Here is a 12429-nt window from a genome sequence, read left to right as displayed (position 1 = left end):
AGCACGGTACTTCTCTCCATACTCAAATCCCCGCCGGCTACACAACCGCGAGCCTATCCACGGCTTCAAATTGAGTAAGCCTGCATCGGTTTTATCCCCAAACCGCAATGACGTTTTTTTAGCCGTCTTCGCAAAGCCAGTAACCACGCCACTCCCATCGAATATCCCGTAGTTACCCACAACTCTGTCCAAGGTTTCTGTGTGTAACCGGGGTGTGCATAAGTCTGAAATTGTTTATCAAATCAATCCACAAGCGACGCTCGCGCGTACTCCGTGTAACAGCGCCCCTGTGATTGCTTGCGGATTTCTATGGGGCGTTTATATTGCAAATAGGAAATGACCAAAGACCCGTGAAGGAGTCAATTATGTCCGAGATATTTAACATTCCGGTAGAGAGTGGTGATGGTACGCAGTCCACCCTGGAGGAGTACAAGGGTAAGGTGCTGTTGATTGTAAATACGGCTAGCAAATGTGGGTTTACCCCGCAGTACGAGGGCCTGGAAGCGCTGTATAAGAAGTACAAGGACAAGGGCTTCGCGGTGCTCGCATTTCCCTGTAACCAGTTCGGGCAGCAAGAGCCGGGTACGGATGGAGAGATTCAGGAGTTCTGCTCACTGAATTACGGCGTCAGTTTTCCGGTGTATTCCAAACTGGATGTCAATGGTGCGGACGCGCATCCGTTGTTTACCCACCTGAAGCAGGCGGCTCCGGGTATTCTGGGTACCGAAGGTATCAAATGGAATTTCACCAAGTTCCTCGTCAATCGCGACGGCGAAGTGGTGAATCGTTTCGCCCCTAAAGATAAGCCGGCCGCGATCGCGGATGATATTGAAAAACTGCTGTAGGTGACTGTGGCGGCGCGGCTGATGTTGCCGTTGCGCCAGCTGCTGGCTGCGAGCGCATAATGCCTATGTAGGATGCGTATCCTTTGTCAGATTATAAAGGGAGTTGTTTTTTGTTTTGAAGCTCCCTGTTGGATTGATTAATAGGATGGCTGTTGATCTCCTGCGTGATTGAAGCTTATAGTCCCTGTCTCCCGGTGCGCATCTGCATACATGTTGCTGCGTACGTGGGGGTACAGACGCTAGGTTTTCAATCAGGAATATGATGCAGCCATGTTTCCCAATCAATTCACGGACTCGGTCCAATCGAATCCGACGGTAGTGAGCTCTCAGGTCTCCACGTTCACCGTTGCCAATACATTTAGGTGTTTCCTCTCTGCTGATATGGCGAACGCCACCGCTGCCCCTCTTCTACTACTAGCTAGCCCGCTACGACTGCCGCACTGCGGCATATAATTTTATCCCCACACGTCTCAACAGAATTCCGTACTTAATTTGAGTAGCGCGTAGACAGCGACAATTGCGCTGTTTAGCCTCGGGCCAGACTAGGAGAAGAGCCCTCATGAACTCTAATAAAGATAAATTAGTCATTTTTGATACCACCTTGCGCGATGGCGAGCAGAGCCCCGGCGCATCCATGACCAAAGAAGAAAAGATTCGTATCGCGACCATGCTCGAACGCATGCGTGTCGACGTGATCGAAGCGGGTTTTGCCATTGCCAGTCAGGGCGATTTCGAAGCAGTGCAGGCGGTTGCAGAAACCGTGAAGGACTCTCGCGTATGCAGCCTCGCGCGTGCGGTAGGGCCCGACATCCTGCGCGCGGGAGAGGCGCTCAAGAACGCCAATGCGTCGCGTATCCACACCTTTATTGCGACTTCCCCCATCCATATGAAGTACAAGCTCCAGATGGAGCCTGAGGATGTATTGCGCCAGGCGGTGGAGGCGGTGAAGACCGCGCGCCAGTTTACCGACGATGTCGAGTTTTCCCTCGAGGATGGCAGCCGCTCAGAGCCCGAGTTTATGTACCGCATCATCGAAGAGGTGATCAAGGCGGGTGCCGGTACCATCAATATTCCCGATACGGTCGGCTACGGCGAGCCGGGTGAGTACGGGGCAATGTTCAAGCGGGTGATTGAGAATGTGCCCAATTCGGACAAAGCGATTTTTTCTACCCACTGCCACAATGACCTGGGGTTGGCGGTAGCCAACTCCCTCTCGGCGGTGATGAATGGTGTGCGTCAGGTGGAATGTACCATCAACGGTTTGGGTGAGCGCGCGGGTAACGCATCGCTCGAGGAAATCGTGATGGCGGTGCGCACCCGCCAGGATCTGTATCCGGTGGAGACCCGCATCGATGCCAGCCACATTGTGCCGACGTCGCGTCTGGTTTCTTCCATCACCGGTTTCCCGGTGCAGCCGAACAAAGCCATCGTTGGTGCCAATGCGTTTGCACACGAATCCGGTATCCACCAGGACGGTGTACTCAAGCATCGTGAGACTTATGAAATCATGCGTGCGGAAGACGTGGGCTGGGGACAGAACCGGTTGGTTTTGGGCAAGCACTCCGGTCGCGCCGCGGTAAAAGCGCGCTATGAAGAGCTGGGTGTGACCTTTGCCGATTCGGCAGAATTCAATGTGCTGTTCCAGCGCTTCAAGGATTTGGCAGACAAGAAGCATGAGATCTTTGACGAAGACCTGCAGTCACTGATTTCCGGTGCCGCCGAGCCAGTGGAGCACTATCAACTGGTCGACCTTGAGGTACGCAGCAAAAGCGGCAGCAACCCGCAGGCGCAGCTGGAATTGAAGATCGACGGTGAAAACCGCTCCTGCAATGCCGAAGGCAGTGGCCCAGTGGATGCAACCTTCAAGGCCATTGAGTCTGTGGTGGGCAGTAATGCAGACCTGAAACTGTATTCCGTAAATGCGGTAACCCAGGGTACTGATTCCCAGGGCAGTGTGACGGTACGCCTTGAGCGTGACGGCAAGCTGGTGAACGGCGTAGGTGCGGATACCGATATTTTGGTTGCTTCCGCCAAAGCGTACCTGGATGCGTTAAACTTGCTCGCCAGTAAAAGCAGAAAGCCGGAAGGCGTCTGAGCGGACAAGCGGAGATCAGTGTGAACGAGCTACAACGGACCGAATACCTGACGGCGCTGGGTGTTACCAGCTATATGCCCAGGTTCTGTCTGCCTCTGGCTCCGCAACCCGTTCAGGCCATTTTGCCCCCGCCGGATACGGCGGGAGCCGGCGAAGACGAGCAACCTGCTTCGGCAGCAGCACTTATGCAGGTGGTCGATGCCAGTGTCCACCAGCGCCCCGAGGTGCCGGCCAAGCCAATCGCGCCTGCACCTGTGGAAGTCGAGCGGGTAATCGGCAGCATTACCGCCGAAACCAAGTCGCCGGAACCGCCGGTGCAACCTGTTCCGGTCGCAGCCCCGGAAAAGCCGGTGGCCCCGTTTATTCTCAGCTGCTGGTGGCTCGGTGAAGAGTTGCTGGCTGTGGACAGTCGAGCGCCGGGTAGTGCACTGCCGGTGGAATCGCTGTTCGGCAATATGGCGCGGGCCTTGGGCTGGCACCAGCTACCATCCCAGCGCGACAAATTGAAGTGGCCGCTGGCGGAAAACCCATTTGCCATGGCCGCCGGCGCCAGTGACGCGCGCGAAACCTGTCGCAGCTGGCTGGAAGCCGCTTGTGCGCGGAAATCCGTTAAGTCCATCTGGTTGATGGGGGAGCAGGCCCAGTCCTTCTGTGCGCCCGTTTCCCTGGATGATTCGGTAGCGGACTGGGATGGTGCTTCTGTTGTGGCCCTGCCAAGCCTTACCGAGCTGTTGACGGAACCCGCTCGCAAACGTGATGTTTGGCAGTTGCTGCGTAAACTGTATCCTGAGCAAACCCGTAGCCAATGACCTGCCTCATCACTTGCCCGGGCAAGTTGATCATGGAAGCCGGCCCTTGAAATCCTCATCCATCCCACCTACTTCTGGCCCCGGTGTCACTGACCTCACGTTTGACCGTGCGTTAGAGAGCGATTGCGATGCGCTTGCGGCATTGGCGCGCGGTGCACACAGCCATCCGTGGAGCGCACAACAGTATCGGGATAGCTTGAGTAGCGGTCACCGCTGCTGGGTACTGCGTGCGCCGGAGGCAGTGCAAGGCCCATTATCGGGCCTCGTTGCCTGCTGCGTAACGAGTCGTTTGTTTGATGAGATTGAAATCCTCGACGTGGCCGTCGCCCCCGGGTGGCAAAACCGCGGTGTGGGAACACAGCTTTTACAGCGCGTCCTCGCTCAATGCCCCGATGACATTGCCCGGGTCCTACTGGAGGTGAGGGCATCCAACCGGCCGGCGCGTGCGGTCTATCACAAGCTCGGCTTTTCGGAAGACGGGCGGCGAAAAAATTACTATCCAAAATCCGATGGTACGCGTGAAGACGCACTCCTGATGAGTCTGATATTGTAAGCGCGCCTTGAAGCCCGGAATCAGCATGCCATCCCATACATCACAGCCGTCGTTGCTTGACGGCTCCGTCGCAGCGCATTTACGTCGACTCGCCTTGCCCATGGTGTGGGGCATTCTTGCGACCATGTCATTTAACGTGGTGGATACCTATTTTGTCGCTCAGCTCGGGGATGCGCCGCTGGCGGCGATGAGCTTTACCTTTCCGGTGGTGATGGTGATCAACGCGCTTGCCATCGGCCTGGGTGCCGGCACCTCCTCGGTGGTTGCGCGTGCCTACGGAGCAGGCGACATGCAGCGGGTGCGCCGCCTGGTTACCGATGCCACGGTGCTTGCCATGCTGATTGCCGTGGTGGTGAGTATTGTCGGCCTGATTTCCATCGAGCCTTTATTTCGGTTGCTCGGTGCAGAAGCGCGCCTGTTGCCCCTGATCACTGACTATATGGTGCCCTGGTACGTCGGCGCGGTGTTTGCCGTGGTGCCTGTGGTTGCCCTGTCCGCACTGCGTGGCATCGGCAACAGTTCTGTGACCGGTCGCATCATGCTCGGGGTCGCGCTGTTTAACCTGATCCTGGATCCGTTGCTGATTTTCGGACTGCTTGGCTTCCCGCGCCTCGAGTTGCAGGGCGCGGCGTTGGCGACGGTTATTTCCCGCGGGGTGAGCTTTTTTGTGGCGATGTATATTCTCGCGCGACGTGAGCACTTGCTCGCGATGCCAACCGCGGACTGGGCCGCGCTTAGGGAGTCCTGGACAAGTCTGCTGCATATTGGACTGCCAGCCATCGCGACCAATGTCATTATTCCCATGTCCGGTGGCGTTGTGGTGGCGCTGGTTGCCGCCCATGGCGTGGACGCGGTTGCTGGTCTGGGGATTGCCCTGCGCATCGAGCCACTGGCGCTGATTGTCTTTTATGCTCTGTCGTCTGTGGTCGGGCCGTTTATGGGACAAAATGCGGGCGCTGGTAAATTGCAGCGGCTGGATGAAACGGTTTCGGTACTGGCGCGTTTCTGCCTGTTGTTTGGTGTGGTGCTTGGCGTGGTGCTCTGGTTGGTGGGCGGGCCGATAGCGGGCCTGTTCAGTGACTCCCCGCAAGTGCTCGATGTGGCCACCGCCTATCTGTACCTGGTGCCGTTTAGCTATGCGGGCTACGGTTTCGTGATGTCTGCGAACGCCGCTTTTAATGGCCTGGGGCACCCACTTCCGGCGACCCTGATTTCGTTCCTGCGGGTACTGGGGGTCTATCTGCCACTGGCCTGGTTGGGCAACCAGATTTGGGGCATCAAGGGGCTATTTCTGGCAACACTGGTCTCCAACTGGGTTTTGGGGCTGATTGCCTGGTGGTGGCTGCGTAAACACTTGCGAGCGTACGCCAAGGATGCGTCAGCGGCGCTCAATTGAGCAGCGCCGCTAACACTTAGGCATGCGTTATCCCAATCCCTTATCCCTTATTTCTTATCCTTTGGTCATGGGCGCGGTGGCCGCCGTCAGCCAGGCTCGAGTCTCCTCGTCTACTTCATTGGCAAGGGTTGTGTGTACCTTTGCGTGATAGTCATTCAACCATTGCAGCTCGTCGTCACTCAGCAGCTCGGTATTGATCAGTTGCTGGTCGATGGGCGCCAGGGTTAAATCCTCGAACTCGAGAAACCCGGGGAAGCCCTCCCGCTCTTTGACAAAAATCAGGTTCTCGATACGGATGCCGTATTCGCCGGTAAGATAAAACCCAGGTTCGTTGGAGACAATCATGCCTGCCTCCAGGGCGACATTGGTTGTGGCCTTGCCAATTCTCTGTGGTCCCTCGTGCACGCTCAGGAAGCTGCCCACGCCATGGCCTGTGCCGTGTGCGTAATCGAGCCCCGCATCCCATAGCGACTTGCGCGCAAACGCGTCGATCTGTTCGCCACAGGTACCCGTGGGAAACTTCAGTGTGGCAATGGCGATGTGCCCCTTGAGTACGCGAGTGAAGTGATCACGCGCAGACGGTGAAGGGGCGCCGAGGGCAACGGTGCGGGTGACGTCGGTGGTGCCGTCCGGATACTGGCCGCCGGAATCGATCAGGTAAATCCCTTCTGCCGCCATCGGCAGGCTCGACCCGGGGGTGACCCGGTAGTGAACAATGGCGCCATTGCCGCGATAGCCGGAGATAGAATCAAAGCTGTCGTCGGTAAAGCCTTCGCGCTGCTCCCGCTTGCTGCGCAGTAACTGGACCGCCTCAATCTCGCCAAAATTTTCCTGGGCCACTGCGTGCGGTAACGCGGCGAGAAACTCACACAGCGCGGCACCATCGCGCACATGCGCCGCGCGGCTGCCTTCCAGCTCGGTGGCATTCTTACGCGCTTTGGCCGCGGTAATTGGGTCGCGCGCGAACTGAACCTGAATATCGCGCGTGCGCAACTGTTGCAGCGTCCAGCAATTGGTCAATTGGGGATCGGCCCACACACTTTGTACGTGTTGCCGCTCGGCTGCGCTGAACAAGCTGTCTTTGTCGTGCACCACCTCGATGTCACTGCCCAGATGCTGTTGCAGTGCCTCGCTGGTGGCACCGGTGGCGAGATACAGCGTGGCGGAACCATCCTGATACAGGAGGCCCATGCTCAGTGCGACCGGCAAGTGGGGGATATCGCTTCCCCGGATGTTGAATAGCCAGGCGCAGACTTCCGGGTTGGCGAGCCACAGGGCGTGCTGCTGTTTTTGTTGCAGCTGTTCGGCGATACGCTGGCGTTTGCTCTGGGAGTCTTCGCCGGTGAAGGTTTGCGGGTGTGGCAGTGCCGGACCACTGGGCGGGGCAGGGCGGCCCGCCCAGATTTGGTCGATTGGGTTGGTATCAAGCGCACGCAGCTCAATACCCTGCTCAATAAGGCGCTGCTTGAGGGGGGCAAGCCCGGGCTCGGTATGCAGGCGCGGGTCGAAGCCGAGTGTATCCCCGGGCTGGAGGGCGTCGCAGAGCCAATTGGCGATATCGGCCGCGGCAAGGCTCTGTTGCTCGATCGGCTGGATCCCGATTTGTTGCTGAGCCTGCAGCGTGTAGCGGCCGTCGACAAAGAGTGCGGTGCGCGCATGCGCGAGTGCGGCAAGACCGGCGGACCCGTCAAAGCCCGTGAGCCAGGCCAGGCGCTCGTCGGCAGCCGGCACATACTCGTTTTGATACTCGTCGCAGCGCGGTACCAGAAATCCCTGAACCTGCTGTTCCGCCAGAACCCGCTGCAGGGCCTGCAAGTTTTCTTGACTCATTGTTCATCTCTGTTGTGGGTGTCGCGGGCACTTGACCAGAAGCCCGCGGAGAGTCCGGTGTTCCCGGTGTGAGACCGGTTGGGTTTTTGCAGTCTAACAGCCCCAGAGATGTGTGCCGACGTGTATAATGCCCGACTGTTTTTTATCCAGTTCGATTGTTTGCATTATGGGTCAATCCTCATCTCTGGCGGGCATTAACGGCCGCCGTACCTTCGCGATTATTTCTCACCCGGACGCCGGTAAGACTACGGTGACCGAGAAGTTGCTCTTGTTCGGAAATGCGATTCAGCTTGCGGGTTCCGTTAAGGGCAAGAAAGGGCCCCATGCGCGCTCGGACTGGATGACCATGGAGCAGGAGCGGGGCATCTCCGTTACTTCCTCGGTCATGCAGTTTCCTTACAAGGAGCGGGTGGTAAACCTGCTGGATACCCCGGGGCACGAGGACTTCTCTGAAGATACCTATCGCGTACTGACCGCGGTGGACTCGGCGCTGATGGTGATTGACGGTGCCAAGGGTGTCGAGGACCGCACCATCAAGCTGATGAACGTATGTCGTCTGCGGACTACGCCAATCCTGTCGTTCATCAACAAGCTGGATCGTGATATCCGCGACCCCATTGAAGTGATGGATGAAATTGAAGAGGTGCTGGATATCCAGGCGGCGCCGATCAATTGGCCACTGGGCTCCGGCAAGCTGTTCAAGGGCGTGTACAACCTGTACACCGACACGATTCATGTGTTCCAGCAGGGCCAGGGCCACACCATTCCCGAAGACATCCAGATCAAGGGGTTGGACTCGGACGAGGCCACTGCATTGCTGGGCGAAGATGCCGAAGAAATCCGCGAAGAAATCGATCTTGTGCGCGGTGCCACGCATGAGTTTGACCTGGAAGCCTACCGCGCCGGCAAGCTGACCCCGGTATTTTTCGGTACCGCGCTGGGTAACTTCGGTGTTCGCGAAATGCTCGACGGATTCGTGGAGTGGGCGCCGGGTCCCCAGTCGCGCCAGACCAATGAGCGTGAAGTGCTGCCGGAAGAGAGCAAATTCAGCGGCTTTGTATTTAAGATCCAGGCGAATATGGATCCCAAACACCGCGACCGTATTGCCTTCATGCGTGTCTGTTCCGGTACCTATAACCGCGGAATGAAAATGAAGCATGTGCGTATCGGTAAAGACGTGAAAATTGCGGATGCGGTTACGTTTATGGCCGGTGACCGCACCCATGTTGAGGAAGCCATTGCCGGCGATATCATCGGCTTGCACAACCATGGCACAATCCAGATTGGCGACACCTTCTCCGAAGGTGAAACCCTAAAATTCACCGGTATTCCCAACTTTGCGCCGGAGCTGTTTCGCCGTATCCGCCTGAAAGACCCGCTGAAACTGAAACAGCTGCAAAAAGGCCTGCAGCAGCTTTCCGAGGAGGGCTCGACTCAGGTGTTTTTCCCTCTGGATAACAACGACATCATTGTCGGTGCCGTGGGGGTGCTGCAGTTCGAAGTGGTCGCGTACCGTCTGAAAGACGAGTACAAGGTCGAAGCGATCTACGAAAACGTGAATGTGAATACCGCGCGTTGGGTAGACAGTGAAAGTGCCAAGGAGCTGGAGAACTTCAAGCGCAAAGCCAGTACCAACCTGGCTGTGGATGGCTCTGGTCATTTGACTTACCTGGCCCCGACCCGGGTCAACCTGCAACTGGCGGAAGAGCGTTATCCCGATGTGCGCTTCTACGCTACTCGTGAGCATTAAACTGGATTGGTATCCGCTCAATTTTATTAGAGATTGTTACCGTGACTGCAGTAAAGAAAACAACGATTCCTACACCGTTACCCGATGAAATGCCGCGCGCCGGCAACTGGTTCACTCAGGGGCTCGGACTCCTGATTGTCAAGATGCTGGGTTGGCGCTTTGACGGTAACTTCCCAGCGGAGAAAAAGCTGATGGTGGCCCTGGCCCCGCACACTTCCAACTGGGACTTTGTGGTGGCTATGCCCTTCATTCTGGCGCTGAAGCTGAAAGCTTCCTGGCTGATGAAAAAGGAGGCCTTCTTCTTTCCGTTCAAGGGATTGTTCATGTGGCTCGGCGGCATCCCCACTGATCGATCCGCCGCGGGAGGCATGGCCAAGCAGGTAGCGAGTCAGTTCAAAGAAAATGAAAAAATGTGGGTGGCGATCACTCCGGAAGGTACGCGCAAAAAAGCGAGTAAATGGAAGAATGGCTTCCTGCGGATCGCGCATGCTGCAGATGTGCCTGTGTTGCTGATTGCCTGGGATTTTCCCACCAAGCGTATCTGCATTGACTCACTGTACCGCACCACCGGGAACTTTGAGGCCGATATGCAGGAAGTGCAGCGACGCTTCAGCAAGTACCGTGGGCGCAACCCGGAAAACCAGACGGAACTTGTTGGTAGCGAATGAACCTACTCATCACCGTCGGACTGGCTTTTGCGGTATTTGCACTCGTAGTCTGGGGGTTGATGCACATGCGTACGCCTCGCTTCCGTATGGAGCGGGCGCAATTCCAGCAGGGGCTGGAGGATGTGATTGCGGGGCAGGCCGACGACAATGAATGGCGTGTGCTGACCAGTTACCCGATGCGCCACGACCCTCCGCTGGAAGATTTGCGACTCGAGTGCCTGCGCATCGAGGAGGACGAGTACACCGGCAAAATGCCTTACCTGTTCTCTGACGAGGGTATCCGGCGTTTGCGCGAGGTGCGTGAGTGTCTTCTGGCCCTGCCGAAGTAATAAATCGAAAATCGTTTTACTCAATAAAAATAAATTTCCACAAGTAGTACTGGAGAAATCATGTTTAAGCACCTGGTGAAACCCGCGGTCACCATGACCAGCAGTTTAGCGGCAATGTTGGTGGTTGCTGCCACGCATGCTGCCCCACTGAAAAAAGAAGATCTGTCGGTGGCTGAGGTACTTAGAGATCGCGCGCTGGAGTTTTCCGATGCCTACAGCCTGGTGGAATCTCTCACTGTAGAAGTGGGCCCCCGACGTGCCGGTACCAAGGGCGATGAGCGGGCGGTCGCCTGGGCCCAGCAAAAAATGCAAGACCTCGGTTTTGACCGTGTGTACACCGAACAGATCGACGTGAAGCGCTGGGCGCGCGGACATGCGCATGCAGAGGTTACCGCACCCTATCCGCAGCCTCTGGTAGTGAGCTCACTGGGGTACGGCGCATCCACGCCAGAAGGTGGCCTCACAGCCGAAGTCGTTCCTTTTGCCGATGTTGAAGCTTTGATGGCGGCGCCGGCGAGTGCGGTAAAGGGTAAAATCGCCTTTATTAACAAACGCATGGAGCGTGCGCGCACCGGCGAGGGCTATGGACCGGCGGTGCAGGGGCGCAGCAAGGGTATGCGCGCGGCCGCCGAAAAGGGGGCTGCGGCAATGCTGCTGCGCTCGGTCGGTACCGATTCCGATCGCTTTGCCCATACCGGTATGATGTCTGTCGATGGCGTGGCCAACCCGGTGCCGGCCCTGGCCCTGTCGGCCCCGGATGCGAATCTGCTGGAGGCGATGCTGGAGCGCGGTAAACCGGTGCAGGTGAAGCTTGATGTACACAATGCCCCGCTGCCTGACGGTCCCTCCTTCAATGTCATTGGTGAAGTGGTTGGTCGCGAGAAGCCGGAAGAAGTAGTGCTTATTGGCGCACACCTGGATAGCTGGGATGAAGGTACCGGCGCATTGGATGACGGCGCAGGCGTGGCGATTGTGATGGAAACCGCGCGCCTGATTTCAGAGTTGCCGCAGCGCCCTCGTCGCACGCTTCGCGTGGTGTTGTTTGGTGCTGAGGAGATTGGTCTGGTAGGTGCAAAGCAATACGTGGATGCACACCAGGACGCGCTGGATAACATTATCATGGTCTCCGAGTCGGACTTTGGTGCAGGCAAGATCTGGCGCTTTGATACGCGTATTCCCGAGAGCAAGTTTGTGATTGCCGACCAGATGATGCAGCTGCTTGCGCCCTTGGGTATTGAGCGCGGAAACAATGAAACCTACGGCGGTCCCGACAGCAGCGTGTTTGTCGCGCGCGGTGTACCGGCGATGGGCCTGTACCAGGACGGTACCGATTACTTTGATTATCACCACACGCCGAATGACACCCTGGATAAAGTCGACCCGGATAACCTGAAGCAGAATGTGGCGGCCTGGGTGGTGATGTCGTTCCTGGCTGCAGAAATGGAAGGGGACTTCGGTCGCGTACCCACGGTGGACTAAGTTGCCCAATTATCCTGTTCGCCAAAAACCCCGCATTTCGCGGGGTTTTTTATTGCCTGTCCATCGCCCGGAGAGTAATTGACAAGCTCCAGGCTGGTCGTCATGCTGGGCTCACATTCAATTGGCAAGTCAAGGAATACACAATGGCCAACATTACTTTGCGGGGAAATCCTATTACCACCGTGGGCGAGCTGCCCGAAGTGGGCAGCCAGGCGCCAGCCTTTACCCTCACGCAGGGAGACCTTTCGGACCTGACCCTGCAGGACCTGGCAGGCAAGCGTGTGGTGTTGAATATTTTCCCTTCCGTAGATACCCCCACCTGTGCCACCTCGGTGCGGACCTTTAACGAGCAAGTTGCGGCTCTGGAAAATACTGTGGTGGTATGTGTCTCCGCCGACCTGCCATTTGCGATGGCGCGCTTCTGTGGCGCAGAGGGAATCGAGAACGTAAAACTGGGTTCTACATTCCGTGCGAGCTTTGGCAGCGACTACGGCGTTACCTTTGCGACGGGTCCGCTTACCGGGTTACTTTCTCGCGCTGTTGTGGTGATCGATGAAACGGGCAAGGTTATCTATACCGAGCAGGTCGCGGAAACCGCTGACGAGCCCAACTATGACAGTGTCACTGCCGTGCTGTAATTCTTTGCCGCTATCCAATAAAAAAAAGCCGCGTCGA

At 57.1% G+C, this 12429-nt stretch carries 11 protein-coding genes; 10 read left to right on the top strand and 1 reads right to left on the bottom strand.

Annotated elements, in window-relative coordinates; genetic code table 11:
* Nucleotides 1-365 precede the first annotated feature (365 nt).
* The 5 genes from AS89_RS0100065 to AS89_RS0100045 all read left to right on the top strand — a co-directional run bounded on the left by AS89_RS0100065 (nt 366) and on the right by AS89_RS0100045 (nt 5698).
* Nucleotides 366-845 carry a glutathione peroxidase gene (locus AS89_RS0100065; RefSeq protein WP_010130146.1) on the top strand — a complete coding sequence of 160 codons (480 nt, stop codon included), beginning with the start codon at nt 366-368 and terminating at the stop codon, nt 843-845.
* A 559-nt stretch (nt 846-1404) separates the two neighbouring features.
* Nucleotides 1405-2940: a 2-isopropylmalate synthase gene (locus AS89_RS0100060; protein WP_010130145.1), complete on the top strand. Its 1536-nt coding sequence runs from the start codon at nt 1405-1407 to the stop codon at nt 2938-2940.
* Between the two features lie 20 nt (nt 2941-2960).
* A complete protein-coding gene (locus tag AS89_RS0100055; RefSeq protein WP_010130144.1) occupies nt 2961-3749 on the top strand; it encodes a hypothetical protein in 789 nt (262 codons plus the stop codon).
* Nucleotides 3750-3795: 46 nt separating this feature from the next.
* Nucleotides 3796-4302: a ribosomal protein S18-alanine N-acetyltransferase gene (gene rimI, locus AS89_RS18330; RefSeq protein ID WP_158217324.1), complete on the top strand. Its 507-nt coding sequence runs from the start codon at nt 3796-3798 to the stop codon at nt 4300-4302.
* 25 nt (nt 4303-4327) lie between these two features.
* Nucleotides 4328-5698 carry an MATE family efflux transporter gene (locus AS89_RS0100045; RefSeq protein WP_029249652.1) on the top strand — a complete coding sequence of 457 codons (1371 nt, stop codon included), beginning with the start codon at nt 4328-4330 and terminating at the stop codon, nt 5696-5698.
* A gap of 54 nt (nt 5699-5752) precedes the next feature.
* On the opposite strand, the gene AS89_RS0100040 is transcribed toward AS89_RS0100045, so the two are convergent.
* On the bottom strand, nt 5753-7528 hold the full coding sequence (locus tag AS89_RS0100040) for an aminopeptidase P family protein (protein WP_010130140.1): 1776 nt from the start codon (nt 7526-7528) through the stop codon (nt 5753-5755).
* Between the two features lie 166 nt (nt 7529-7694).
* Here AS89_RS0100040 and prfC point away from each other — a divergent pair, with 166 nt between their 5' ends.
* The 5 genes from prfC to tpx all read left to right on the top strand — a co-directional run bounded on the left by prfC (nt 7695) and on the right by tpx (nt 12392).
* Nucleotides 7695-9278, top strand: a complete 1584-nt coding sequence (gene prfC, locus AS89_RS0100035; RefSeq protein ID WP_010130139.1) for a peptide chain release factor 3 — start codon at nt 7695-7697, stop codon at nt 9276-9278.
* Nucleotides 9279-9319: 41 nt separating this feature from the next.
* Nucleotides 9320-9946: a 1-acyl-sn-glycerol-3-phosphate acyltransferase gene (locus tag AS89_RS0100030; RefSeq protein ID WP_237709604.1), complete on the top strand. Its 627-nt coding sequence runs from the start codon at nt 9320-9322 to the stop codon at nt 9944-9946.
* Nucleotides 9943-10275 (top strand): hypothetical protein, encoded by a 333-nt coding sequence (locus AS89_RS0100025; RefSeq protein WP_010130136.1) that lies wholly within the window; start codon nt 9943-9945, stop codon nt 10273-10275. The genes AS89_RS0100030 and AS89_RS0100025 overlap by 4 nt, the downstream gene beginning before the upstream one ends.
* Before the next feature lie 60 nt (nt 10276-10335).
* Nucleotides 10336-11754 carry a M20/M25/M40 family metallo-hydrolase gene (locus tag AS89_RS0100020; RefSeq protein WP_010130135.1) on the top strand — a complete coding sequence of 473 codons (1419 nt, stop codon included), beginning with the start codon at nt 10336-10338 and terminating at the stop codon, nt 11752-11754.
* 143 nt (nt 11755-11897) lie between these two features.
* A complete protein-coding gene (gene tpx / locus AS89_RS0100015) occupies nt 11898-12392 on the top strand; it encodes a thiol peroxidase (RefSeq protein ID WP_010130134.1) in 495 nt (164 codons plus the stop codon).
* Nucleotides 12393-12429: the final 37 nt, after the last annotated feature.

Origin of the sequence: Microbulbifer agarilyticus S89 (assembly GCF_000220505.1) — a bacterium.
Taxonomy (GTDB): domain Bacteria; phylum Pseudomonadota; class Gammaproteobacteria; order Pseudomonadales; family Cellvibrionaceae; genus Microbulbifer; species Microbulbifer agarilyticus_B.
Note: the sequence above shows the minus strand (reverse complement) of the source record. Positions and strands in the feature narration are given on the sequence as shown.